22 protein-coding genes are annotated in these 23,766 nt (G+C 65.9%); 17 read left to right on the top strand and 5 right to left on the bottom strand.

All coding sequences use genetic code 11. From position 1 onward, the window contains the following. Positions 1-160: 160 nt before the first annotated feature. From EG244_RS04485 to mraY, 7 genes are read left to right on the top strand one after another with little or no spacing between them, the layout of a single operon-like run. Positions 161-673 (top strand): division/cell wall cluster transcriptional repressor MraZ, encoded by a 513-nt coding sequence (locus tag EG244_RS04485; RefSeq protein ID WP_124963815.1) that lies wholly within the window; start codon positions 161-163, stop codon positions 671-673. Positions 674-724: 51 nt separating this feature from the next. Further along, positions 725-1,726 carry a 16S rRNA (cytosine(1402)-N(4))-methyltransferase RsmH gene (gene rsmH, locus EG244_RS04490; RefSeq protein WP_124963816.1) on the top strand — a complete coding sequence of 334 codons (1,002 nt, stop codon included), beginning with the start codon at positions 725-727 and terminating at the stop codon, positions 1,724-1,726. 4 nt (positions 1,727-1,730) lie between these two features. Beyond that, positions 1,731-2,084 (top strand): cell division protein FtsL, encoded by a 354-nt coding sequence (gene ftsL / locus EG244_RS04495; RefSeq protein WP_124963817.1) that lies wholly within the window; start codon positions 1,731-1,733, stop codon positions 2,082-2,084. Continuing rightward, positions 2,081-3,868 carry a peptidoglycan D,D-transpeptidase FtsI family protein gene (locus tag EG244_RS04500; RefSeq protein ID WP_124963818.1) on the top strand — a complete coding sequence of 596 codons (1,788 nt, stop codon included), beginning with the start codon at positions 2,081-2,083 and terminating at the stop codon, positions 3,866-3,868. The genes ftsL and EG244_RS04500 overlap by 4 nt, the downstream gene beginning before the upstream one ends. 30 nt (positions 3,869-3,898) lie before the next feature. Next, positions 3,899-5,383 carry a UDP-N-acetylmuramoyl-L-alanyl-D-glutamate--2,6-diaminopimelate ligase gene (locus tag EG244_RS04505; protein ID WP_124963819.1) on the top strand — a complete coding sequence of 495 codons (1,485 nt, stop codon included), beginning with the start codon at positions 3,899-3,901 and terminating at the stop codon, positions 5,381-5,383. After that, the gene (locus tag EG244_RS04510; protein WP_124963820.1) at positions 5,380-6,822 is read left to right on the top strand and encodes a UDP-N-acetylmuramoyl-tripeptide--D-alanyl-D-alanine ligase; all 1,443 of its coding nucleotides are present in this window, start codon (positions 5,380-5,382) and stop codon (positions 6,820-6,822) included. The genes EG244_RS04505 and EG244_RS04510 overlap by 4 nt, the downstream gene beginning before the upstream one ends. A 2-nt stretch (positions 6,823-6,824) precedes the next feature. Further along, the gene (gene mraY, locus EG244_RS04515; protein ID WP_124963821.1) at positions 6,825-7,907 is read left to right on the top strand and encodes a phospho-N-acetylmuramoyl-pentapeptide-transferase; all 1,083 of its coding nucleotides are present in this window, start codon (positions 6,825-6,827) and stop codon (positions 7,905-7,907) included. Between the two features lie 120 nt (positions 7,908-8,027). On the opposite strand, the gene gluQRS is transcribed toward mraY, so the two are convergent. From gluQRS to EG244_RS04530, 3 genes are read right to left on the bottom strand one after another with little or no spacing between them, the layout of a single operon-like run. Further along, positions 8,028-8,867, bottom strand: coding sequence for a tRNA glutamyl-Q(34) synthetase GluQRS (gene gluQRS / locus EG244_RS04520; RefSeq protein WP_124963931.1), 840 nt, complete (start codon positions 8,865-8,867; stop codon positions 8,028-8,030). A 6-nt stretch (positions 8,868-8,873) separates the two neighbouring features. Further along, positions 8,874-10,214 (bottom strand): methylenetetrahydrofolate--tRNA-(uracil(54)-C(5))-methyltransferase (FADH(2)-oxidizing) TrmFO, encoded by a 1,341-nt coding sequence (gene trmFO / locus EG244_RS04525; RefSeq protein WP_124963822.1) that lies wholly within the window; start codon positions 10,212-10,214, stop codon positions 8,874-8,876. Positions 10,215-10,255: 41 nt separating this feature from the next. Continuing rightward, positions 10,256-10,558 carry a hypothetical protein gene (locus tag EG244_RS04530; protein WP_124963823.1) on the bottom strand — a complete coding sequence of 101 codons (303 nt, stop codon included), beginning with the start codon at positions 10,556-10,558 and terminating at the stop codon, positions 10,256-10,258. Between the two features lie 204 nt (positions 10,559-10,762). On the opposite strand from EG244_RS04530, the gene EG244_RS04535 reads away from it, so the two are divergent. The 8 genes from EG244_RS04535 (at position 10,763) to EG244_RS04570 (ending at position 19,541) form a co-directional block, all read left to right on the top strand. After that, positions 10,763-11,926 (top strand): isovaleryl-CoA dehydrogenase, encoded by a 1,164-nt coding sequence (locus tag EG244_RS04535; RefSeq protein WP_124963824.1) that lies wholly within the window; start codon positions 10,763-10,765, stop codon positions 11,924-11,926. A 31-nt stretch (positions 11,927-11,957) separates the two neighbouring features. Further along, positions 11,958-12,452: a lysozyme inhibitor LprI family protein gene (locus EG244_RS04540; protein ID WP_124963825.1), complete on the top strand. Its 495-nt coding sequence runs from the start codon at positions 11,958-11,960 to the stop codon at positions 12,450-12,452. Positions 12,453-12,462: 10 nt separating this feature from the next. Further along, positions 12,463-14,067: a carboxyl transferase domain-containing protein gene (locus EG244_RS04545; protein WP_124963826.1), complete on the top strand. Its 1,605-nt coding sequence runs from the start codon at positions 12,463-12,465 to the stop codon at positions 14,065-14,067. A 3-nt stretch (positions 14,068-14,070) separates the two neighbouring features. Continuing rightward, positions 14,071-15,036, top strand: coding sequence for an NAD(P)H-dependent flavin oxidoreductase (locus tag EG244_RS04550; RefSeq protein ID WP_124963827.1), 966 nt, complete (start codon positions 14,071-14,073; stop codon positions 15,034-15,036). Between the two features lies 1 nt (position 15,037). Next, entirely contained in the window at positions 15,038-16,981 is a 1,944-nt protein-coding gene (locus EG244_RS04555; protein WP_124963828.1) for an acetyl/propionyl/methylcrotonyl-CoA carboxylase subunit alpha, read from the top strand. Further along, on the top strand, positions 16,978-17,643 hold the full coding sequence (locus EG244_RS04560) for a glutathione S-transferase family protein (RefSeq protein WP_124963829.1): 666 nt from the start codon (positions 16,978-16,980) through the stop codon (positions 17,641-17,643). Before EG244_RS04555 ends, EG244_RS04560 begins: the two co-directional genes overlap by 4 nt. Positions 17,644-17,739: 96 nt before the next feature. Then, complete coding sequence (locus tag EG244_RS04565; RefSeq protein ID WP_124963830.1) at positions 17,740-18,783, top strand: zinc-dependent alcohol dehydrogenase family protein; 1,044 nt, start codon at positions 17,740-17,742, stop codon at positions 18,781-18,783. A gap of 11 nt (positions 18,784-18,794) precedes the next feature. Further along, on the top strand, positions 18,795-19,541 hold the full coding sequence (locus tag EG244_RS04570) for a TIM barrel protein (protein WP_124963831.1): 747 nt from the start codon (positions 18,795-18,797) through the stop codon (positions 19,539-19,541). A gap of 162 nt (positions 19,542-19,703) precedes the next feature. Here EG244_RS04570 and EG244_RS04575 read toward each other — a convergent pair whose 3' ends face one another. Next, the gene (locus EG244_RS04575) at positions 19,704-20,630 is read right to left on the bottom strand and encodes a carbohydrate kinase family protein (RefSeq protein ID WP_124963832.1); all 927 of its coding nucleotides are present in this window, start codon (positions 20,628-20,630) and stop codon (positions 19,704-19,706) included. Between the two features lie 134 nt (positions 20,631-20,764). On the opposite strand from EG244_RS04575, the gene tpiA reads away from it, so the two are divergent. Together tpiA and EG244_RS04585 are read left to right on the top strand one after the other, a co-directional pair. Next, positions 20,765-21,508 carry a triose-phosphate isomerase gene (tpiA, locus tag EG244_RS04580; RefSeq protein ID WP_124963833.1) on the top strand — a complete coding sequence of 248 codons (744 nt, stop codon included), beginning with the start codon at positions 20,765-20,767 and terminating at the stop codon, positions 21,506-21,508. Between the two features lie 190 nt (positions 21,509-21,698). Next, the gene (locus EG244_RS04585; protein WP_124963834.1) at positions 21,699-22,901 is read left to right on the top strand and encodes a pyridoxal-phosphate-dependent aminotransferase family protein; all 1,203 of its coding nucleotides are present in this window, start codon (positions 21,699-21,701) and stop codon (positions 22,899-22,901) included. 206 nt (positions 22,902-23,107) lie between these two features. On the opposite strand, the gene EG244_RS04590 is transcribed toward EG244_RS04585, so the two are convergent. Continuing rightward, positions 23,108-23,674, bottom strand: a complete 567-nt coding sequence (locus tag EG244_RS04590) for an LOG family protein (RefSeq protein ID WP_124963835.1) — start codon at positions 23,672-23,674, stop codon at positions 23,108-23,110. Positions 23,675-23,766 lie beyond the last annotated feature (92 nt).

The raw sequence follows: 23,766 nt of genomic DNA on the forward strand, positions 1-23,766 counted from the left end.
GCGAGCAGAAGACCCCCCCCAGGTGCGGCCCAGCGGGTCTCCCCGGAAACGGGACAGAAGACGGCGGATCGGGCAGTGGCAGCGGCTCGGTCCGCTGTTTTATTTCTGGGCAGCCAATCGCTTACAGGCGTGCGGCAGGTGAGGCACGAAGGGACAGCGCGTGCATTTTTCCGGCACGATCACCCAGCGGATTGACGGGAAGGGGCGCGTCTCCATTCCTGCAGATTTCCGCAGAGTGCTGGAAAGCGGCGATCCTGATTTCACCCCGGAAGGCAGGCGCGTGCGGATGCGCGTGGTCTATGGCAACCCCGAGCGGCGCTGCCTGGATATCTATCCGATCAAAGCTTTTGATAAGCTGCTCAACCGGATCGCGCTGCTGCCTGAGGGCTCGGATGAGCGCGAAATCCTTGAGCTGTTTTACGTTGCAGGCTCGGAAGTGGTGGAAGTGGACGGCGATGGCCGCACCATTCTTGCCCAGCGTCTGCGTGATCAGATCGGCCTGCCCCGTGACGGGGGTGAGGCCGTTTTTGCCGGTTCGCTGGAGCTGTTTCGCCTCTGGTCGCCGGAAGAATTTGAAGCTGAACGGGGCCGCAAGCTGGCCGCGGCACGGGCCCGTATGGCCGGTGGCAGCGGCAATATCCTCAGCATGCTCCCGCCTGCGGCAGAGAGCTGAGCGAATGCGCCCCTCTCGACCCACTGCAGGCTGGCACCCCGGAGGGGCAGCATGACGGATACATCTCCGCATATCCCGGTTCTCATTGAGCCGATTTTGAAACTTTGTGCCCCGATCCGGGGCATCTGGCTGGATGGCACCTTTGGTGCGGGCGGCTACAGCCGTCGTCTGCTGGAGGCGGGTGCCTATCAGGTGATCGGCGTGGACCGCGATCCGCTGGCCCATGAAATGGCCGCACCCTGGATTGGCGACTATAACGGCCGTCTGCGGCTGGTGCAGGGCACTTTCTCAGAACTCGATGAACATGCGGGCGAAAAGCTCGATGGCGTGGTGCTCGATCTGGGCGTCTCTTCGATGCAGCTTGATCTGGCTGAGCGCGGGTTTTCCTTCCTGCGCGACGGTCCTCTGGACATGCGGATGAGCAGCGAAGGGCAAAGCGCCGCTGATCTGGTCAATGACGCCGAAGAAGAGATGATCGCCGATATTCTTTATCACTACGGCGAAGAGCGTGCCTCGCGCCGCATTGCGCGTGCGATTGTGGCCGAGCGGGGCAAGGGGCCGATCACCACCACGGCGCATCTGGCCTCGATCGTCTCTTCCTGCCTGCCGCGCCCGAAGCCGGGGCAAAGCCATCCGGCCACCCGCAGCTTCCAGGCTCTGCGCATCGCGGTGAACACCGAATTTGAGCAGCTTGTGGAAGGGCTGATGGCGGCGGAACGCGCGCTGAAACCCGGCGGCCTGCTGGCGGTGGTGACCTTCCATTCGCTGGAAGACCGCATCGTGAAGCGCTTTTTCCAGGAGCGTGCGGGCCGCGACGGTGGTGGCAACCGCTATGCCCCCGGTGGCCCTGCTGAGGCGGCGCGCTTTGACGTTCTGACCCGCAAAGCCGTGGGCGCAGATGACGATGAGCTGGATCTGAACCCGCGCTCGCGCTCGGCGCTGCTGCGCATCGGGCGGCGGACGGAGGCACCGGCAGGGCCGGTCGATCCGGCCACGGTCGGCGTGCCGGGGCTGAAATCCGGGGCAACGGGTAACAGGCGGAAAGGGCGCTGATCACATGCGGACGCTGGTGGTTATTGTATCGCTTCTGGCCATGCTCGCCTCCGGCTTCTGGGCCTATCGTGAAAACTACGCCACCAAGCTTTCGGTGCGCGAGGCGAACCGCCTGACCCGTGACATCCGCCGTCTGCAGGAAGCCATTGCGCTGCAGAATGCCGAATGGGCCTATCAGAACCGCCCCGACCGTCTGGCGGAACTGGTCGCGGCCAATTTCGACCGTCTCGGGCTGCTGCCGATGCAGCCCGAGCAGTTCGCACAATCCTCTCAGCTTCCGATGCCGCCCGATCCGCCGCCTGAAGACACCACGCTGGTCTCTGAGCAGGCGGACACTTCCGGGGAGATCCTGCCGTGATCCGCACGCCGCTTCGCCCGCTTGCCAGCATCCTGCGCGCCCGTGAAACCGGCGAGAACCCGGATGTAATTGAGGCCGACAACCTGCGCGCCCGCCATGAGGTGCTGCGCGACAAGGCCCGCAAGCGCGCTGAGGGGCGACTTCTGCTGCTGGTCATGGCTTTTTGTGCGGCCTTTATGACCGTGGGGATCCGAATGGCCGTGCTGGCCGGCACCGAGCCGGAAGAGCCCCGCGCCTCGGTGGCGGGCAAGGGCATTCAGGCGCAGCGCGCCGATATTGTTGATCGCAACGGTCATGTGCTGGCGACCAATATGGTTACTCATGCGCTTTATTCGCATCCGCGCGATATGGTGGATGCGCCCCGCGCGGCGCGGGAGCTGGCGAAGATCTTCCCCGAGATGGAGGAGGAGAAACTTCTTAAGCAATTCACCTCCGGCTCAGCCTTTCTGTGGCTCAAGCGCACGCTTTCGCCCGAGCAGGTGCAGGCGGTCCACGACATCGGTGAGCCGGGCCTGCTCTTTGGTCCGCGTGAGATGCGGCTTTACCCCAATGGCCGCCTGGCCGCCCATGTCCTCGGCGGCACCCGCTTTGGCGATGAGGGGGTGCATTCGGCGGAAGTGATCGGCGTTGCAGGGATTGAGAAGACCCTCGATGAGCGTCTGCGCGATCCCGCGCGGCTTGATCAGCCGCTGCAGCTCTCGATTGATCTCTCGGTGCAGGCGGCTTTTGCCGAAGTGCTGCATGCGGGGATGAAGCTTCTGAACGCCAAGGGCGCTTCGGGCATTCTGATGGACGCCCGCAACGGCGAGATCATCTCTATGGTCTCGCTGCCTGATTTTGATCCCAACAACCGCCCGCCGCTGCCGGTCAGCGGTGATCCCGGCGACAGCCCGCTGTTCAATCGTGCCATTCAGGGCGTCTATGAGCTGGGCTCGGTGATGAAGGCCTTCCCGGTGGCGCAGTCGCTGGAGCTGGGGCTGACCAACCCCAATACCATGATCAATACCCAGGGGCCGATGCAGCTGGGCCGCTTTCGGATCCGCGATTTCCGCAACTACGGCCCGGCGCTGTCGGTCACTGACATCATGACCAAATCCTCCAATATCGGCACCACGCGGCTGATCCAGCAGATCGGCGCCACCCGCCAGCAGGCCTTCCTGAAAGAGCTGGGGTTCCTCGATGTGACCGGGGTTGAGGTCTCTGAGGCGGGCCGCGCCCGCCCGCTGGTGCCCAAACGCTGGTCGGATATTCACTCGGCCACGATCTCTTACGGGCATGGCCTTTCGGCCAGTGCGATCCACCTGGCCTCGGGCTATGCCACGCTGGTGAACGGCGGCTATACGGTCCAGCCGACACTGGTTAAGCGTGACGGCCCGGCACCGCAGATGGCTCAGGTCATCTCACGGCAGACCTCTGATCAGATGCGCGAGATTTTGCGTCAGGTCGTGGTGCGCGGCTCGGCCAGAATGGCCGAAGTGGCGGGCTATCTGCTCGGCGGCAAGACGGGCACGGCGGATAAACAAAAGCCGACGGGCGGCTATTACAAAGACAAAGTCATGGCGAATTTCGCGGGCGCGTTCCCGATGAATGACCCACGCTATGTCATTGTGATCTCGCTTGATGAGCCGGTGGAGACCAGTGGCACCATTGCGCGCCGCACGGCGGGCTGGACGGCTGTTCCGGTGACCGGCGAAGTTGTGCGCAGAATCGCCCCGCTGCTGGGTCTGCGTCCGGCAGAGGTTGAAGCCCCCGCACCAACCGCTGTAACAGCGGTGCGTAACTGAAACTGATCTGCGCGCACGCAGGAGGGCCTTATGACAGCCGAAAGCCGGAGCCTTGCAGACTTAGGTCTTGCCGCAAGGGGCGGGCGCGAGACGCGCATCACCGGCCTGGCCGTCGACAGCCGCCTTGTGAAACAGGGTTTCCTTTTTGCGGCACTTCCGGGCAGCCGCATTCATGGGGCTGAGTTCATCGACACCGCTTTGCGCATGGGGGCGGGGGCCGTGCTGACCGATCCTGCGGGCGCGAAACACGCCGCTGAGACGCTGGCCGCACATCCTGAGGCGGCTCTGGTGCTGGCCGAAGATCCCCGCGAAGTCCTGGCCCATGCGGCCGCCCTCTGGTCGGGCAGCCAGCCTGCGACCATGGTCGCCGTGACCGGGACGAATGGCAAAACCTCGGTGGCCGCATTCACCCGCCAGCTCTGGCAGGCGCTTGGCCATGCGGCGGTGAATATCGGCACCACCGGGGTTGAGGGCGATTTCAGCGCCCCCTCGGGCCATACCACGCCCGAGCCGATCACCCTGCACCGCCTGCTGGCAGGAATTGCGGCTGAGGGCATCGGCTACGGCGCGATGGAAGCCTCCTCTCACGGGCTTGACCAGCGCCGTCTGGAAGGCGTGCGGCTTGCGGCGGCGGGCTTTACCAATCTCACCCAGGATCACCTTGATTATCACGGCACGATGGAGGGGTATTTCCAGGCCAAGCTCGGCCTCTTTACCCGCCTGCTGCCCGATGAGGGCGTGGCCGTCATCGATATCGACAGCCCCGAGGGGCGCCGCATGGCCGATGCTGCCGCCGATCGCGGGCTGGCGCTTCTGCGCACCGGGACGCATCCGGACGCCGATCTGCGCATCCTGAACCAGCGCTTTGACGCGACGGGCCAGGAGGTGCGTTTCGCCTGGAACGGCGCGCCGCGGCAACTGCGGCTGAACCTCGTGGGCGGCTTTCAGGCCGCAAACGTCGCTGTGGCGGCGGGGCTTGCGCTGGCCACCGGCTCGGATGCGAATGAGGTCTTCGACGCGCTGCCGAAACTCACCACCGTGCGCGGGCGGATGCAGCTTGTGGCCACCCGCCGCAATGGCGCGGCGGTCTATGTCGATTACGCCCATACCCCCGATGCCGTGGCCACCGCGCTAAAGGCGCTGCGCCCCCATGTCATGGGCCGCATCATTGTGGTCATGGGCGCGGGCGGTGACCGCGATAAAACCAAGCGCCCCCTGATGGGCCGCGCGGCGGCTGATTTCGCCGATGTGGTTTTTGTCACCGACGACAATCCGCGCTCGGAAGATCCGGCGGCCATCCGCGCCCAGGTCCGCGAAGGCTGCCCTGAGGCGACCGAGGTCGGCGACCGCGCCGAGGCGATCCTTCTGGGCGTTGATGCCCTGCAGCCCGGCGATGCGCTGCTGATCGCCGGTAAGGGTCATGAGACGGGCCAGGAAATCGCCGGACACATCTATCCCTTTGACGACGCAGAACAGGCAAGTGTCGCCGTCGCTGCACTGGACGGTCTGATATGACAGCACTCTGGACCTCAGCCGAGGCCGCAGCCGCCACCCATGGCACCGCGACCCGGGATTTTGCGATCACCGGCATCTCCATCGACACCCGTACCCTCCTGCCGGGTGATCTTTTCGTGGCGCTGAAAGATATGCGCGACGGGCATGATTTCGTGGCACAGGCGCTGGAGAAGGGCGCCGCCGCCGCCCTCGTCTCGCACCGCCCCGAAGGGCTGCCCGAAGACGCACCGCTGCTGATCGTCGCCGATGTTCTGCGCGGGCTTGAAGACCTGGGCCGGGCCGGTCGGGCCCGCAGCAGCGCGAAGGTGGCCGCGATCACCGGCTCGGTCGGCAAGACCTCGACCAAAGAGATGCTGCGCGTGATGCTGGCCGCTCAGGGCAAAGTGCATGTCGCGGAAGCCAGCTACAACAACCATTGGGGCGTGCCGCTGACGCTGGCGCGGATGCCGCGCGATACCGATCTTGCGGTGCTGGAAATCGGCATGAACCACCCCGGAGAGATCGCGCCTCTTGCGCGCCTCGCGCGGCCGCATGTGGTGATGATCACCACGGTCGCCCCGGCCCATCTCGCGGCCTTCGGCGGGATCGACGGCATCGCCGAGGAAAAAGCCGCGATCTGCGAAGGACTTGAGCCGGCCGGCATCGCCGTTCTGCCCCTCGGCCTCGATGTGACCCCGATCCTTCTCAGGGCGGCAGAGCGGGCCGGCGCAGAGATCGTCACCTTCGGCGAGGGAGAGGCGACCTGGGCGCTGACCTCCGCGATCGTGACCCCCGATGTCACGGTCGGCACCGCCCGCACGCCGCTCGGGCCACTCGATTTCAAAGTCGCAAGCCCGGGGCGGCACTTCGCAGTCAATGCGCTCGGCGCGCTGGCCACAGCGGCAGCCCTTGGCGCAGATGAGGCCGTTGCCGCCGCCGATCTCGTGACCTGGGCCCCGCCTGCAGGGCGCGGGATGCGCGAAAAGATCGCGCTCGATCCGCTCGATGAGACGCTTTATTTTGAGCTGATCGACGATGCCTTCAACGCCAATCCCGTCTCTGTGGCGGCAGGCCTTGGCCTTCTGCTGGCCGCAGGGCCGCGCCATGGCATCGGACGCATTGAGAAGGGCCGCCGCATCGCGGTGCTCGGCGATATGCTGGAGCTTGGCCCCGATGAGCTGGCGCTGCACGCCGATCTCGCGGCGCTGCCGGGGATGGAGCGGGTGGATCTGGTGCACTGCGTGGGCCCGCGCTCCCGGGTGTTATATGAGGCGCTGCCCATCCGGCAGCGTGGTGAATGGGTGGCCACGGCACCCGAGCTGGTCGCGCGCGCCGCGCAGCTGGTCGATGCCGGGGATGTGCTGCTGGTAAAGGGATCCAAAGGGATCAAAGTCTCACTGGTGGTCGCGGCGCTGCGCAACCTGCGCAAAACCCCGGCTGAGAGACAGACGGAAGGTTAAGAATGCTCTACGAACTGACGCGGTTTTCCGAAGGGGGCGACCTCTTCAACCTCTTCCGCTATATTACCTTCCGTGCAGGCGCTGCCTTTTTCACGGCGCTGATCTTCGGCTTTATCTTCGGCCGTCCGCTGATCAACCTGCTGCGCCGCAAGCAGAAAAAAGGCCAGCCGATCCGCGATGACGGCCCGGCCAGCCATTTCTCCAAGGCCGGAACCCCCACCATGGGCGGCCTGCTGATCCTCTCGGCGGGCATCGTCTCGACGCTTCTTTGGGCGCGGCTCGACAATCCCTATGTCTGGATCGTGCTCGGCGTGACCCTCGCCTTCGGCCTCATCGGCTTTGCGGATGACTACGCCAAGGTGACCAAGATGAACACCAAAGGCGTGTCGGGCAAAGTCCGCATGGGCCTTGGCCTGCTGGTTGCCGCCATCGCAGGCTATGCCGCAGCCGTGAATCACCCCCCCGCACTCACCAACCAACTGGCCGTCCCGGTGCTGAAGGACACGCTGATCAACCTCAGCATCCTCTTCGTGCCTTTCGCGATGATCGTGATCGTGGGCGCCGCCAACGCGGTCAATCTGACGGACGGCCTCGACGGGCTCGCCATCATGCCGGTGATGATCGCAGCAGGCACCTTCGGGATCATGTCCTATGTGGTCGGCAACTCCAACCTGACCAGCTATCTCGGCGTCCACTTCGTGCCGGGCACCGGCGAGCTGGTGATCTTCTGCTCCGCGCTGATCGGCGGCGGCCTCGGGTTTTTGTGGTACAACGCCCCCCCCGCAGCCGTCTTCATGGGCGACACCGGCTCGCTGGCGCTTGGCGGCGCGCTCGGCGCCATCGCGGTCTGCATCAAACATGAGATCGTTCTCGCGATCGTCGGCGGCCTCTTCGTGGTTGAGGCGCTCTCCGTGATCATCCAGGTGGCCTATTTCAAACGCACTGGCCGCCGCGTCTTCCTGATGGCCCCGATCCATCACCACTTTGAGAAAAAGGGCTGGGGCGAAGCGCAGATCGTGATCCGCTTCTGGATCATCGCGCTGATCCTCGCCCTCATCGGCCTCGCCACCCTCAAAGTGCGCTGAGCCTGTCGAAAACCAAACGCGCGCGCCCTCACCCGGCGCGCGCTTTCATTTTGGCTTTTCTTAAATACTCATCTTCTTTTTCATATCCACCACAGAGCAAGGCCCCCGTCAAAGCCCCCGTCAAAGCCCCACCATCCGCCGGATATCCTGCGGGCTCGCCCCTTCAGCGCGGTACTTCGCCAGCGCCCGCGCATCATCGCGTTTCGCCAGCCGCCGCCCTTCGGCATCGCGGATCAGCGGATGGTGATGATAAACCGGCTGCGGCAGCCCCAGCAGCTCCTGCAGCAGAACATGGATCCGGGTCGCTTCAAACAGATCCGCCCCCCGCGTCACATGGGTGATCCCCTGGGCCGCATCATCCAGCACGACTGAGAGGTGATAGGACGTACCGAAGTCTTTGCGCGCCAGAACGATATCGCCGATCCGTTCCGGATAATCCCGCGCGGAGGTGCGGATATCGCCCGCAAGGCCGTCCGCGGTCTCCGTAAACGAGGTGTCCCGCGCCGCCGCAGCGATATTCAGGCGCAGATGCTGATCGCCGGGGCGGGGCCCCTCCGGTCTGCAGCGACAGGGTCCGGGATAAACCGGACCGTCCGGCCCCTCGGCATGGGACGCACCCTCCTGGGGCGCACCAAGGGCCAGCTCAATATCCCGCCTGCTGCAGCGGCAGGGATAGATAAGACCCGCCTGCCACATCCGGTCCAGCGCCGCGCTGTAAACCGGGCGGCGGTCGGACTGGCGCAGGGGCTCAGCATCCCAGCTCAACCCCAGCCAGCGCAGATCGTCGAGCAGTTGCGCTTCCCACTGCGGCTTTGAGCGCTGCGGATCAATATCCTCAATCCGCAGCAGAAAACGACCGCCATGCGCGCGCGCCAGATCATGCGCCACCATCGCCGCAAAGGCATGGCCAAGGTGCAAAGGCCCCGTCGGCGATGGCGCAAAGCGGGTGACGGGGGCCACCACGCCTTACTCCTGAGAGGCGAGCCAGCCCGTGAAGCTCTCCTTCGCCCGGGTCGTATAGGCGAGGTAGCGGTCCTTGCGGCCCCGGCGCCCGCCTTTGGCCTCGATCGGCGGGAAGAGACCGAAGTTCACATTCATCGGCTGGAAGGTCTTTGCATCGGCATCGCCGGTGATATGCGCCAGAAGCGCGCCGGTGGCGGTGTCGCGCGGCGGCGGCGCGAGATCGCGGCCAAGGATCTCCGCCGCGGCCATCCGGCCGGCCAGCAGCCCCATGGCGGTGCTTTCGACATAGCCCTCAACCCCGGTGATCTGACCGGCGAAGCGGATATTCGGCCGCGATTTCAGCCGCATCTGATGATCGAGCAGCGTCGGGCTGTTGATGAAGGTATTGCGGTGAATACCGCCCAGCCGCGCGAAAGAGGCGTTCTCAAGGCCCGGGATCATCCGGAAGACCTCGGTCTGGGCGCCATATTTCATCTTCGTCTGGAAGCCCACGATATTGTAAAGCGTGCCAAGCGCATTGTCGCGGCGCAGCTGCACCACGGCATAGGCCTTCACATCGGGCTGATGCGGATTGGTCAGCCCTACGGGCTTCATCGGGCCAAAGCGCAGGGTCTCACGACCGCGCTCGGCCATGACTTCCACCGGCAGACAGCCGTCGAAATAACCGGCGGTCTCGCCCTCATGGAACTCGGCCTTATCGGCGGCCAGCATGGCATCGATGAAGGCCTCATACTGCTCGCGCGTCATCGGGCAGTTGATATAGGCGGTGCGCTCTTCCTCGGTCTCGCCCTTGTCGTAGCGCGACTGACGCCAGGCCTTCGACATATCGATGCTCTCGGCATAGACAATGGGCGCGATGGCATCAAAGAAGGCCAGCGCATCGGCACCGGTCGTCGCCTGAATGCTTTTGCCAAGCGCATCCGAGGTCAGCGGACCGGTCGCGATGATCCAGTCGCCTTCGGTCGGAAGCTCGGTCACTTCCTCGTCCGAGACGGTGACCAGCGGATGGGCGCGCAGCCGCTTGGTGATATATTCCGCAAAGGGATCACGGTCGACCGCCAGCGCCCCGCCTGCGGGCAGGCGGTGACGCTCAGCCGATTCCAGCACCAGGCCTTTCGCGGCGCGCATCTCCCAGTGGAGCAGCCCCACGGCATTGCGCTCGCTGTCATCCGAGCGGAAGGAGTTGGAGCAGACCATCTCGGCAAAAGAGCCGGTGCGGTGAGCGAAGGTGGCAACTTTGGGGCGCATTTCATGCAGCACCACCGGCACACCAAGCGATGCGGCCTGCCAGGCCGCTTCCGAGCCGGCCATGCCGGCGCCTACGATATGAAGAACGCGTGTCATAGGGGGCATGTAGCCCCCCGAGGTGCTTTAGGGAAGGGGGATCAGCGTGCGCAGAACGCCTCAGCCATATCGCCGAAGGCGCGGTAGCGCGCCCAGAATTCATTGTCGCCGTTGGATTTCGACGCGCGGACCTGCTGGGCGGCATCGGGATCGCGGAAGAATTTCGCCGCGCGGCGCTGTTCTGAGCGGGTGAGCGTGCGGTCGGCGGCCTGCTGGATGCAGTTGCACAAAGCACGATCGCCACGGGCGCGGGGCGACTCCGCGCAGGCATTGCCGATCGGGCCTGCCCAGGCGGCAAAGGGTGTGGCGATCAAAAAAGTTCCGGCAATCAGAAACTTACGCATATCTGCCTCATATGTTCACAGGAGCCCTGCCGGCTCTCTCGTCGCGCATCCTGCCGCAGAATCGGTTAACTTTCAATCAAAGGCTCGTGTCTGAGGGGAACCCCGCCGCCATGTCGCGGGGGAAAGGGCGCAAGCGAATCCTTGACCGCTCCGCTCCGGGCGGTGTTGAATTGAACGTGCGTTCAATAATGGGGAGGAGCCCGGATGTTCACCGCTGCCATGTCCTTTGCACTGGATGAGGATACCCAGGCGATCCGCGAGGTCACGCACCGCTGGGCGCAGGAGCGTCTGAAGCCGCTGGCGGCTGAGATTGACCGCAGCAATCACTTCCCGCCGCATCTGTGGCGCGAGATGGGGGATCTGGGGCTTCTCGGGATCACCGTCTCTGAGGACTATGGCGGCGCGGGTCTGGGCTATCTGGCCCATGCCATCGTCACGGAAGAGATCGCGCGGGCCTCGGCCTCGGTCTCACTCTCTTATGGCGCGCATTCCAATCTGTGCGTCAATCAGATCAAGCTGAACGGCACCGAAGAGCAGAAGCGGAAATATCTGCCGAAACTTCTTTCGGGAGAGCATGTCGGCGCGCTGGCCATGTCAGAGCCGAATGCCGGATCCGATGTGGTTTCGATGAAACTGAAGGCCGAAAAGCGCAACGGCTATTACGTTCTGAACGGCAATAAATACTGGATCACCAACGGCCCCGATGCCGATACCCTGGTGGTCTATGCCAAGACCGATCCGGAGGCCGGCTCAAAAGGCATGACCGCCTTTATCGTTGAGCGCCAGATGGCGGGCTTTTCGACCAGCCCGCATTTCGACAAGCTGGGGATGCGCGGCTCAAATACCGCCGAGCTGATCTTTGACAATGTCGAAGTCCCCTTTGAAAATGTGCTGGGCGCTGAGGGCAAGGGCGTGCGCGTGCTGATGTCGGGTCTCGATTATGAACGCGTGGTGCTTTCGGGCATCGGCACCGGGATTATGGCCGCCTGCCTGGATGAGGTAATGCCCTATGTCGCCGGGCGTGAGCAGTTCGGCCAGCCGATCGGGAACTTCCAGCTGATGCAGGGCAAGATCGCCGATATGTATGTCGGGCTGAACACCTCGCGCGCTTATCTCTATGAGGTGGCCCGCGCCTGCGACCGGGGCGAAGTGACCCGCCAGGATGCGGCGGGCTGTGTGCTTTACTGCTCTGAGCAGGCGATGGTTCAGGCGCATCAGGCAGTTCAGGCGCTGGGCGGGGCGGGGTTTCTCAATGACAGCGTGGTCAGCCGCCTCTTCCGCGATGCCAAGCTGATGGAAATCGGCGCGGGCACCAGTGAAATCCGCCGGATGCTGATTGGTCGTGAGCTGATGGCCGCGATGGCCTGAACCTGCGTTAAATGATGAAAGATGTTGCCTGATGAAACTCCCTGCTCTGCTGGTGTCGCTGCTCCTGGCCACCCCCGCTTTCGCGCAAAGCTTTGACAGCCGGTTGACCACGCAGTGTCTGGAGGCTGCCGAGCCAAAGGGCGGCCAGCAGGCGGCGCTGTGCATCGGGACATCGGCCAGCGCCTGTTTTGAGACGCCGGGCGGCGGCACCACGGTGGGCATGGCCGATTGCCTCGCCGCCGAAGTGAAGCTCTGGGATGATCTGCTGAATGCGGCCTGGAAAGAGGCGGTGACCGTGGCCAGGGCCATGGATCAGAACAACAAAGACTCCTCCCCCGCCGCACCTGAGAGCGTGAAATCCCTGCGCGAGGCGCAGCGCGCCTGGATCAGCTTTCGCGATGCCACCTGCCGCTTTGAGGCCGAGCGTTATTACGGCGGCTCTGTCGCCACGCTGACCTCATCGTCTTGCTTTATGGAACTCACCGCGCTGCAGGCGATCCGCCTGCGCAGCATTCACTCGATGTGAGGAGCAGCCTGTGAAACTCACCTCCCGTATCCTGACCGGCTCAGAGAGCTTCCGAAGCAATCGTGCGGCGCATCTGTCGCTGCTCGATCAGGTCGCGGCCGCGGCCGGGGCGGCGCGGGCAGGGGGCGGTGCGACCGCGCTCGCCCGTCATGTCGCCCGTGGCAAACTTCCCCCGCGTGCGCGTGTGGCGGGGCTTCTTGATCCCGGCTCGCCGTTTCTGGAAATCGGGGCCACGGCGGCGCATGGTATGTATGACGGCGCGGCCCCGGGTGCGGGCCTCATCTGCGGCATCGGCCGGGTTGAGGGGCGGGAGGTCATGGTGGTCTGTAATGATGCCACCGTGAAGGGCGGCACCTATTATCCGATGACCGTCAAAAAGCATCTGCGCGCCCAGGAGATCGCGGCGGAATGCCATCTGCCCTGCGTCTATCTGGTCGACAGCGGCGGCGCGAACCTGCCGCAGCAGGATGAGGTCTTTCCCGACCGCGACCACTTTGGCCGGATCTTTTACAACCAGGCCCGGATGTCGGCGGCAGGGATTGCGCAGATCGCCGTGGTCATGGGAAGCTGCACCGCGGGCGGCGCCTATGTGCCGGCCATGTCGGATGTCACGATCATCGTCAAAGAGCAGGGCACGATCTTTCTCGCCGGTCCCCCCCTGGTGAAAGCCGCCACCGGCGAAGTGGTCTCGGCTGAGGATCTGGGCGGCGGCGATGTGCATACCCGTCTTTCGGGCGTGGCGGATTATCTGGCCGAAGATGATGGCCATGCTCTGGCCCTGGCGCGGCGGGCGGTCAGCCATCTGAACCGCGTGAAACCTGCGGGTGTTGAGTGGCAATCCCCGGAAGAGCCCGCCTGTGACCCCGAAGAGATCTTAGGCCTCGTGCCCGCCGATCTGCGCACGCCCTATGACATCCGCGAGGTGATCGCGCGGCTGGTCGACGGCTCGCGCTTTGATGAGTTCAAGGCCCGCTTTGGTGAGACGCTGGTCACCGGATTTGCCCATGTGCGGGGCTGCCCGGTGGGGATCATCGCCAACAACGGGGTGCTGTTTTCCGAGTCGGCCGTCAAAGGCGCGCATTTCGTTGAGCTGTGCAGCCAGCGCAATATCCCGCTGGTTTTCCTGCAAAATATCACCGGCTTCATGGTGGGCCGCAAATATGAGACCGAGGGCATCGCCCGTCACGGCGCCAAGCTGGTGACGGCGGTGGCCACCACCAATGTGCCGAAAGTGACCATGCTGGTGGGCGGCTCTTTCGGGGCGGGCAATTACGGCATGTCGGGCCGGGCCTATCAGCCGCGCTTCCTCTGGACCTGGCCCAACAGCCGCATCTCGGTTATGGGCGGAGAGCAGGCGGCAGGGGTTCTGGCCACCGTGCGCCGCGACGGGATTGAGCGGGCAGGCGGTTCCTGGAGCGCTGAGGAAGAGGCCGCCTTCAAGGCCCCGACGCTGGCGCAGTTTGAGCATCAAAGCCATCCGCTTTATGCCGCAGCCCGGCTTTGGGATGACGGCATCATCGATCCGCGCCGCTCGCGCGATGTGCTGGCGCTGTCGCTTTCGGCGGCGCTGAATGCCCCGATTGAGCCGACGCGCTTCGGCGTGTTCAGGATGTAAGCCATGGGGTTGGAGACACGCTTTACCAGGGCCTTCGGGTTGCGCCACCCCATCGCCCTTGCGCCTATGGCGGGGGTTGCGGGCGGGCAGCTGGCGGGGGCGGTGGCGGCTGCCGGGGGCCTTGGGCTTCTGGGCGGCGGCTATGGCGACAGCACCTGGATCGGTGAGCAGATCCCGCTGGCCGCAGGCAATCCTGTCGGCATCGGCTTCATCACCTGGAAGCTGACGGAGCCGCTTCTTGAAGAGGCCCTGGAACGCCAGCCCAAAGCGGTGATGCTGTCCTTTGGCGGGTTGCAGCCCTTTGCCGCGCGGATCCGCGCCGCGGGGGTGCCGCTGATCGCCCAGGTGCAGGATATGAATGCGGCCCGTGCCGCGGTTGAAGCCGGGGCCGATGTGATCGTCGCCCAGGGGGCGGAGGCGGGGGGGCATGGCGCGGGCCGCGCGACCTTTACTCTGGTGCCCGAGGTGGCGGATTACCTCGCCGTCCATGCGCCCGGGTGCATCCTTCTGGCCGCAGGCGGCATTGCCGACGGGCGCGGGCTGGCGGCGGCGCTGATGCTGGGGGCGGAAGGCGCGCTGATCGGCTCCCGCTTCTGGGCGGCGCAGGAGGCTCTGGTACCGGCGGGCTTTCAGGACGCGGCGCTCGCGGCGACGGGCGATCAGACGCTGCGCGGCTCGGTGCCCGATGCGGCCAGGATGCTGCACTGGCCCGCGCCCTATACCATCCGCACGCTGCAAAGCGAGTTTACCGACCGCTGGCAAAGCAACACCGAGGCGCTGCGCGATCCCGCTCAGGCCCCGGCGCGGCTGGCCTGGGCTGCGGCGCAGAGCCGGGGGGATGCCCGCAGTGGCACGCCCGTTGTGGGCGAAGCCGTCGGACTGATCGGCGACATCCGCCCGGCGGCGGAGATTTTGGACCGCATCACCACAGAGGCGCTCAGCCGCCTCAATGCGCAGAGAAGGGGCTGAGATGTTTGCTAAAATCCTGATCGCCAATCGCGGTGAAATCGCCTGCCGCATTATAGAGACCGCCCACCGCATGGGGGTGGCCACGGTCGCCGTTTACTCTGAGGCGGATGCCGCCGCGCGTCATGTGGCGCTTGCGGGAGAGGCGGTGCTGATCGGCGGTCCCGCCCCGGCGGAGAGCTATCTGCGGGGCGCGCGTCTCATTGAGGCGGCGCTCGCCAGCGGGGCAGGGGCCATTCACCCGGGCTATGGCTTTCTCTCTGAGAACCCCGAATTTGTAGAGGCGGTGGAGGCGGCGGGCCTCGTCTTTATCGGTCCTTCCGCTTCTGCGATCCGCGCCATGGGTCTGAAAGACGCCGCCAAGCGCCTGATGGCGCAGGCCGGGGTGCCGGTGGTGCCGGGCTGGCAGGGCGAAGACCAGGACCCGGCGCATCTCTCCCGCGCCGCCGCTGAGATCGGCTGGCCGGTGCTCATCAAGGCCGTGGCGGGCGGCGGCGGCAAGGGCATGCGCAAAGTGAGCCGTGCGGAAGATTTCGCCGATGCGCTGCTCAGCGCCCAGGGCGAAGCGCGCACGGCCTTTGGCAATCCCGCCGTGCTGATTGAGAAATATATCACCGCGCCGCGCCATATTGAGGTGCAGGTCTTTGGCGATGGCACCCGCGCGGTGCATCTTTTTGAGCGCGACTGCTCGCTGCAGCGCCGCCACCAAAAGGTTATCGAAGAAGCCCCCGCCCCCGGCATGACAGAAGCGATGCGCGCCGCCATGGGGGCCGCTGCCGTGCGGGCGGCAGAGGCCATTGGCTATAAGGGCGCGGGCACCATTGAGTTCATCGTCGATGGCTCTCAGGGGCTGCAGCCGGACCGCTTCTGGTTCATGGAGATGAACACAAGGCTTCAGGTGGAGCATCCGGTTACCGAAGCCATCACCGGGGTCGATCTGGTCGAATGGCAGCTTCGGGTGGCCGCAGGCGAGCCGCTGCCCGCCCGGCAGGAGGATCTGCAGATCCGCGGCCACGCCTTTGAGGCGCGCCTTTACGCCGAAGATGTGCCCGCAGGCTTCCTGCCTGCCACCGGGCGGCTTGATCATCTGCGCTTCCCGCCAGGCATCCGCGCTGACAGCGGCGTGCGCGAGGGGGACAGCATCAGCCCCTGGTATGATCCGATGATCGCCAAGATCATCACCCATGGCCCCACGCGCGAGATTGCTTTGCGCAAACTCTCCGCCGCGCTGGGGGCGACGGAGGTGGCGGGATCGGTGACCAACCTCGGCTTCCTCTCGGCGCTTGCCGCGCATGAGGGCTTCGCCCGGGGTGAGGTCGACACCGGCCTGATTGAGCGGGACCTGAGCCTGCTGACCCGTGAGGCGGGCCCGCAGCCTGAAGATCTGGCCGCCGCCACGCTGGCGGCTGCGGGGCTTTGGGAGGGGGCGGCCCCCCTGACCGGATTTGCGCTTTGGGAGCCGCTGAAACAATGGGTCACGCTGGAAGGACCCGAGGGCGTTCAAAGGATTGGTCTGTCTTTCACCGGGCCGGACAGGGCGGAAATTGATACCGGAAGCGCGGTCATGCTCTGCGAGCGGCGGGCCGGGGGCTGGTGGATCGGTGGCCGCCCCGCGCGGCAGCGGCTGCGCCGAAGCGGGCGGGTGGTGGATGTCTTTGCTCGCGGCAGCTTTCGCTATATCCTGCAGGATCCGCTGGACCGCGCGGTCGCGGCGGGGGGCGGGGGCAATGTGACCCTCTCGCCCATGCCGGGGCTGGTGAAGGCGGTCTTTGTGCGCCCCGGTCAGAGGGTCTCTCAGGGGGACCGTCTGGCGGTGCTGGAGGCGATGAAGATGGAACATATGCTGACCGCCGGACGCGATGGCGAAATCGCCGAAGTCCTGGTGGAGCCTGGCTCGCAGGTCGAGGCGGGGGCCGCGCTGATCACCCTTGCGGAGGAGGCGGAATGAGCGCCGGGATTGAGTTGTGGCATGTGCCGCAGTCGCGCTCTTTGCGGGTGCTGTGGTTTTTGCACGAAGCGGGGCTGCCGCACCGGCTGCATCTGATGGGCTTTGACGGCAGCTCTCTGCGCACGCGGGAGCATCTGACGCGCTCTCCGGCGGGGCGGGTTCCGGCGGTGGAGATCGATGGCGAGGCCATGGCCGAAAGCGGCGCGATCCTTGACTATCTGGCGGAAACCCGGGCGCCCGCTCTCGGGCGTGCGCCGGGTCATCCGGAGCGGCGCGCCTATCTGGAGGGGCTGCATTACGGCGAAACCATCGGGCAGCATCTGGCCAATCTCACCCAGCACCATGTGATCCTGCGCGAGCCGCAGATGCGCTCTGCCACCGTCATGCGGCTGGAGGCGGCGCGGCTGGCAAAAACCCTCACCGGTGCGCTGCGGCGCATGGAGGGGCGTGACTGGCTGCTGCCCTCGGGGTTTTCAGCGGCCGATATCGCGGTGGGCTATGGCGTCTGGCAGGCGAAATACTTCCTGACCGCGGATGAGGTGCCGGGGCTGTCGGACTGGCAGGCCAGGATTGCGGCGCGGCCCGGGTTTCAGGCGGCACTGGCCGCCGACGGGCCGCCGCTGATCTACCGCGCCGACTTCTACCCGCGCCCGGAGGCCTGACCGGAGGCGAAATCTTTGCCGCAGCGCTGCGCGGGTCCTTGACCTTGGCGCGGCCCTCGGGCTCCCTGAGCGGGGAAATTTAAGGGAGGGGCGGCATTGCGCGCTGCAGTTTTACGGGCCTATCGGGCCGATCTTTCGATTGAAACCCTGCCGGATCCGTCCTGCGAAGAGGATGGGGTCGTTCTGAAAACCCTGGCCTGCGGGGTCTGCCGCTCGGATTGGCACGGCTGGGTCGGAGAGCATCCGCGCGTCAAACCGGGCCAGATCCCGGGCCATGAATATTGCGGCGAAGTGGTCGAGGCCGGTCCGCGCTCGGGCTGGAAGGTCGGCGACCGGCTGATCGCGCCCTTCATCCTTGCCTGCGGGTCCTGCCCGGCTTGCCAGTCGGGGCAGTCGAACACCTGTTTTGACCAGCGCCTGCCGGGCTTTATCGAGCCGGGGGCTTTTGCGGAATATATCGCTGTGCCGCGCTCGGCGCAGAACCTGACGCGGCTGCCGGAAAGCCTTTCGCCGGTGATGGCGGCGGGGCTGGGCTGTCGGGTGACCACTGCCTGGCATGCGCTGACGGGCCGCGCAGCCGTGCAGGCGGGCGAATGGCTGGCGGTGCATGGCACCGGGGGCATCGGGCTGTCCTGTCTGCTGCTGGGCCAGGCGCTGGGCGCGCGGGTCATCGTGGTCGATGTGGTGCAGGAAAAACTTGACCATGCGCTGTCGCTGGGCGCAGAGGCGGCGGTCAATGCCCGTGACGGCGATGTGGCGGCAAAGATCCGCGAGATCACCGGCGGGCTGGGTGCGCATGTCTCCATCGAGGCGCTGGGCCTTGAGGTGACCACCAATGGCTCGATCGACTGCCTGCGCCCGCTGGGGCGGCATGTGCAGGTCGGCATGCCGGTGGGCCATACCGCCACCATGCAGATCAATATGAACACCGTTTATATGAAGAACCTCGCGCTTTACGGCACGCGCGGTATGCCCGCCTGGCGCTACCCCTCACTTCTTGGGCTGATTGAGGCGGGCCGCGTGGACATCCGCCCGCTGATCGCGCGCGAGATCGGGCTCTCGGCTGCGAGTGCCGAGCTGCGCGCCTTTGACGGGCCGACCCCGCCTGGTGTGGCGGTGATCTCTGACTTCCTGAGCTGAGGGAGAGGCTGATGGAATTTTCCGCCAATTTAGGCTTTCTCTTCACGGATCTGCCCTTTCCTCAGCGGATTGCGGCAGCGGCACGGGCAGGCTTTGGGGCGGTGGAATTCCACGATCAGGCGCAGAGTGAAGATCTGCGCCTGATCGGTGATCTTTTGCGCAGTGAGGGGCTGCGCCTGTGCAGTCTGAACTGCGCCATGGGCAGCACCGCAGGCTCCGCGGCCCTGGCCGGCGAAGAGGCGCGGTTCCGCGCGGAGTTTCTCGCCGCGCGTGATGCGGCGGAGGCGCTGGAGGCCCGCGCCATCCACGTCATGACGGGCCGGGTCAGCGGCGCGGGGGCGGAGGCGGTTTTGCTGCGCAATCTGGAGTTTGCGCTGACCTGCACCGACCGGCTGTTGCTGCTTGAGGTCATCTCACCGGCGACCATGCCGGGCTATTGGCTCAACAGCCCTGAGCGTTTTGAGGCCGTGGCCGCCGCGCTGCCGGACCCAAGGCTGCGGCTGATGGCAGACTGGTATCACTTCAGTCAGATCTGCGGGCCTGCGGCGCTGTCGCGGCTGCGCGGCCTGGCCCCGCATCTGGGGCATCTGCAACTGGCGCGGGCTGAGGATCGCGGCGATCCTCTCGCAGAGGGGCTGCCCTGCTGGCCGGGGATCCGCGCGCTGGCGCTTGAGCAGGGCCTCGATATCGGGCTGGAGTATCGCCCCTCCCTGCCGCCTGCTGAGGTGCTGACCTCGCTGCGCGCGTCTGTACTTTAGCCGGCGGCAGATCGCTTTGGGAGCAGGCCGAAGGGGCGCTTCGGTGGCGGAAAACCCGCTGTTGTCCGGCGCCGAAAAGCCAGGGATCCCCTGGCAATTTCTGCCAGCTTCAGACTGACAGGCTTCTGAGGGCAGCCGCGAAACTGCTTTTCGAACAGGCTGTCAGTCAACTTCGTGGCGCTGCGGCGGATCGGCCCCCGCACGGCTGCAGGTCCGCGCCGCCACGCGCTGGGCAAAATCAGCCGCCGCGCGCAGTCTGTCTTCTGAGAGATCGCGCAGCGCCTCAGGGCTGCGCAGACCGGCGTCCCACAGCAGGCTCAGGAGCCCGGCCGTAAAGCTGTCTCCGGCCCCGATGGTGTCGACGGGCGTCACCGGCAGGGCGGGCAGGTGAAAGTCCTGCTGCGGGGTGAGGATGCGCACGCCCCCCGCGCCCAGCGTCAGGCAGATCAGGCTGACACCGGCGCAAAGCCAGTGGCGCAGCTGCGCCTCAGGCTCAGCGGACAGCCAGGCCAGGTCTTCCTCCGAGAGTTTGAGGATATCGGCCTGCGGTATCATCCGCGCCAGCCGCGCGCGGGGGATGTCTCCGGGGGCGATGACGGCGGGGCGGATATTGGGGTCGATGACGATCACCGCACCGGCCGCTTTTTGCCTGCGGAACAGCGCCTCAAAGCCCGTCCCGCAGGGCTCCAGCCCGAGAGAGATCCCCCCGAAAACGGCGATGTCGGCAGGCCCCTGCGCCAGGGCGTCCACCTGTGGCGCGTCCGGTGTAAAGGCGTGCAGCGCGGTGGCTTCGATGTGAAAGGCATAATCCGCCCGGCCCTCGGGATCGAGGGTGACCACCGCCAGAGGGGTGGGCGCGGGCGTGCGGGGGCCCTGGCTCTGCACCCCTTCGGCCACCAGACGCGCGGCGATTTTCGCGCCAAAGCCATCCGTCGAGACCGGGCAGAAAAACGCGGTCTCCAGCCCCAGCCGCGCGAGGGCAATCGCCGTATTGAACGGCCCGCCCCCCGGCAGGGGCAGCAACGCGCCCTCGTGGTCGCCCGGGCGCGGGACAAGGTCGATCAGCACTTCGCCGCAACACAGGATCATGGCCCGGGCTCCCAATGGTTGATGCCCCTGTCTGCCAGCAACAGCGGCCCGGGGCCAGCGGCGGCACGTCGGTTTTCTTGCTTTGCTCCCGGGCTTGTGGCATCCCGCAGATCGACAGATTGAAGGAGAGACAGATGGCGCGCAGACTGGCAGCGGGAAACTGGAAAATGCACGGCCTGCGCGCAGATCTGGCGCAGGTGGAGGCGCTTTGCGCGGCTCCGCAGCCCGAACACTGTGACGTGCTTTTGTGCCTGCCCGCCACGCTGATTGACCGCGCCGCGCGCCTGGCGCAGGGCCGTATCGGCCTCGGGGGCGAGGATTGCCACGCCAATACCCATGGCGCGCATACCGGTGAGATCTCTGCGGCCATGCTGAAAGATGCAGGGGCTTCGCATGTGATTCTGGGCCATTCGGAGCGCCGCGCTGACCACGGGGAAACCGATGCGCTGGTGGCCTCAAAGGTGCTGGCGGCACAAAGCGCGGGGCTGACGGCCATCCTGTGCGTCGGAGAGACCCTGGCTGAGCGCGATGCGGGCCGCACTCTGGAGGTGGTGGCCACGCAGCTGGCAGGCTCGCTGGCAGAGGGGGCCGATCCCGCCCGTCTCGTGGTGGCCTATGAGCCGGTCTGGGCCATCGGCACCGGCCGCGTTCCGGTTGAGGGGGATATCCTCGCCGTTCACGCCGCCCTGCGCGCCGATCTGGTGCAGCGCTTTGGGGCGGCGGCGGCTGATATTCCGCTGCTCTATGGCGGCTCGGTCAAGCCTGAGAATGCGGCGCAGATCTTTGCGCTGCAGGATGTGGATGGCGCGCTGGTGGGCGGGGCCTCGCTGAAGGCTGCGGATTTCGCGCAGATCATCGCGGCGCTGAACGCCGCCTGAGCGGTCTTACGGCAGAACGGTTTTCGGGGCAGGCTTTCGGGCCTGCCTTTCCTTTTGGCACTGCTGCGCTTTGGGATGCGCCGGGCGGGGCAGGGCGGCAGACTGCCGGATCGGTGGTCAGAATGTCGCAGTCACCGTTGACGCGGCGCGGTGTCCTGTTAGCCCTTGGCTGTCTGAACAGGAGAGAACCATGAGCCTTTCTCAGGGCCGCCCGTTGCTGTCGATCCCCGGCCCCTCTGTGATGCCGGACCGGGTGCTCAATGCCATGCACCGGGCTGCGCCCAATATCTATGCCGGTGAGTTGCCCGATGCCGTGCCGCAGCTGCGCGCCGATCTGAAGGCGGTGGCGCGCACCACGCAGAATGTGGCGATCTATATGGGCAATGGCCATGCGGCCTGGGAGGCGGCGAATACCAATCTGTTCAGTCGCGGCGATAAGGCACTCTCGCTGGTGACCGGGCATTTCGGCGAGGGCTGGGCGCGCCATGCCCGCGATCTTGGCATTGAGGTCGAGGCGATCGACTTTGGCCGCCGCGCCGCCGTGGACCCGGCCCGCGTCGAAGCGGCGCTGCGCGCAGACAAAGCCCATAAGATCAGGGCTGTGCTGCTGACGCAGGTGGATACCGCCAGCTCGGTTCTGAACGACGTTCACGCCGTGCGCAAAGCCATGGATGCGGCGGGCCATCCGGCGCTTCTGGCGGTGGACTGCATCGCCTCGATGGGCTGTGACCGCTTTGAGTTTGACGCCTGGGGCGTCGATGTGGCCGTGGCCGCGAGCCAGAAGGGCCTGATGGTGCCGCCGGGTCTGGGGTTTGTCTGGGTCTCGGATAAGGCCATGGAGGCCTGCAGCCGCGCGGATCTGCGCACGCCCTATTGGGACTGGACCCTGCGGGCACGGGCCAAAGAATTCTGGGAGAATTTCTTCGGCACCGCGCCTACGCATCATCTTTTTGGCCTGCAGGAAGCGCTGAAGATGCTGGTCCATGAAGAGGGGATGGAGGCCGCCTGGGCCCGCCATGACACCCTTGCCCGCGCGGTCTGGGCCGCTTTTGAGGCCTGGGGTCAGGGCGGCTCGGGGATCCATCTGAATATGGCAGATCCGGCGGCGCGCGCCCGCTCGGTCACCACGGCGATCATCCCCTCGCCCCATGCGACCCGCCTGCGCGGCTGGTGTGAGCAGGAGGGCGGCGTGACGCTGGGGATCGGCCTTGGCATGGCAGAGCCGGGCGAGCGGATGTCCGACGGCCATCTGCGCGTGGGCCATATGGGGCATCTCAATCCGCATATGATCCTTGGCACCCTGGCGGTGATGGAGGCCGGGATGATCGCGCTCGACATCCCCCATGGTGCGGGCGGGGTGACCGCTGCGGCGCGTCTGATCGCCGGAAAATAAGTGCTGCGGCCGGGGCTCTGGGGGGGGCCTTCCACGGATGGCAGCGGGCGAGGCCTGTTGCCGGCTTCGGGTCGCGTCTCAGGGGGCGGGGCTTCGTTGGGGCCTTCGGGCTGCAGGCCGACAGCAGGGCTACACGGGCTCTTTGAGTGAAACCAAAAAGGCGCCCCACACAGGGGCGCCTTTTGCGATTTCCAGGGGGGCTGGCCTTACGCCAGCGAGACTTTCAGCGCGGCCTGCAGGGCCTCGGTATCCGGGACCACGGTCAGGAAATCGCGCACGAAGGGCTCGGCAAAGCCCTGGGCGATGATGTGATCCATCAGCGTCAGCAGCGGATCCCAGTAGCCTTCGGTGTTCACCAGATAGATCGGCTTCTCATGAAGCCCGATCTGCCGCCAGGTCAGCACCTCAAAGAGTTCATCCAGCGAGCCCGCGCCGCCCGGCAGCAGCACCACCACATCCGAGTTCATGAACATGACCTTTTTACGCTCATGCATGTCCTGGGTGATGATCATGGTCGTCAGCTCCTGACGGCCGCGTTCGCGCTTCATCAGGTGCTGGGGGATGATGCCAAGCGCCTCACCGCCTGCGCCCTGAGCTGCCCGCGCCACTTCGCCCATCAGGCCGACATCGCCGGCGCCGTAGATCAGCCGCCAGTCGTTTTCGGCGATCATGCGACCGGTGGCGCGGGCGGCTTCGGCGTAGATCTCACGATTGCCGTTGCGCGCGCCGCAGAAGACGCAGACGGAACGGGGGGTCAGGCGGGCGGGGCTCATGGCGGGTCTCCTGCACTCGGGCTTTGACCTCTGGTATAAGCCTTCTTATGCTCACTCAAGCAGGACCCCCGGAGAATGGGGCCGCAGGGGGA

It is taken from the genome of Falsigemmobacter faecalis, from assembly GCF_003863335.1.
In the GTDB taxonomy this organism is placed as follows: Bacteria; Pseudomonadota; Alphaproteobacteria; order Rhodobacterales; family Rhodobacteraceae; genus Wagnerdoeblera; species Wagnerdoeblera faecalis.

What these genes read in the sequence shown, in the direction of transcription:
- rsmH (WP_124963816.1), top strand. Translation starts at nt 725, where the DNA reads ATGACGGATACATCTCCGCATATCCCGGTTCTCATTGAGCCGATTTTG.
- ftsL (WP_124963817.1), top strand. Translation starts at nt 1,731, where the DNA reads ATGCGGACGCTGGTGGTTATTGTATCGCTTCTGGCCATGCTCGCCTCC.
- EG244_RS04505 (WP_124963819.1), top strand. Translation starts at nt 3,899, where the DNA reads ATGACAGCCGAAAGCCGGAGCCTTGCAGACTTAGGTCTTGCCGCAAGG.
- EG244_RS04510 (WP_124963820.1), top strand. Translation starts at nt 5,380, where the DNA reads ATGACAGCACTCTGGACCTCAGCCGAGGCCGCAGCCGCCACCCATGGC.
- mraY (WP_124963821.1), top strand. Translation starts at nt 6,825, where the DNA reads ATGCTCTACGAACTGACGCGGTTTTCCGAAGGGGGCGACCTCTTCAAC.
- trmFO (WP_124963822.1), bottom strand. Translation starts at nt 10,214, where the DNA reads ATGACACGCGTTCTTCATATCGTAGGCGCCGGCATGGCCGGCTCGGAA.
- EG244_RS04530 (WP_124963823.1), bottom strand. Translation starts at nt 10,558, where the DNA reads ATGCGTAAGTTTCTGATTGCCGGAACTTTTTTGATCGCCACACCCTTT.
- EG244_RS04535 (WP_124963824.1), top strand. Translation starts at nt 10,763, where the DNA reads ATGTTCACCGCTGCCATGTCCTTTGCACTGGATGAGGATACCCAGGCG.
- EG244_RS04540 (WP_124963825.1), top strand. Translation starts at nt 11,958, where the DNA reads ATGAAACTCCCTGCTCTGCTGGTGTCGCTGCTCCTGGCCACCCCCGCT.
- EG244_RS04550 (WP_124963827.1), top strand. Translation starts at nt 14,071, where the DNA reads ATGGGGTTGGAGACACGCTTTACCAGGGCCTTCGGGTTGCGCCACCCC.
- EG244_RS04555 (WP_124963828.1), top strand. Translation starts at nt 15,038, where the DNA reads ATGTTTGCTAAAATCCTGATCGCCAATCGCGGTGAAATCGCCTGCCGC.
- EG244_RS04560 (WP_124963829.1), top strand. Translation starts at nt 16,978, where the DNA reads ATGAGCGCCGGGATTGAGTTGTGGCATGTGCCGCAGTCGCGCTCTTTG.
- EG244_RS04570 (WP_124963831.1), top strand. Translation starts at nt 18,795, where the DNA reads ATGGAATTTTCCGCCAATTTAGGCTTTCTCTTCACGGATCTGCCCTTT.
- EG244_RS04575 (WP_124963832.1), bottom strand. Translation starts at nt 20,630, where the DNA reads ATGATCCTGTGTTGCGGCGAAGTGCTGATCGACCTTGTCCCGCGCCCG.
- tpiA (WP_124963833.1), top strand. Translation starts at nt 20,765, where the DNA reads ATGGCGCGCAGACTGGCAGCGGGAAACTGGAAAATGCACGGCCTGCGC.
- EG244_RS04585 (WP_124963834.1), top strand. Translation starts at nt 21,699, where the DNA reads ATGAGCCTTTCTCAGGGCCGCCCGTTGCTGTCGATCCCCGGCCCCTCT.
- EG244_RS04590 (WP_124963835.1), bottom strand. Translation starts at nt 23,674, where the DNA reads ATGAGCCCCGCCCGCCTGACCCCCCGTTCCGTCTGCGTCTTCTGCGGC.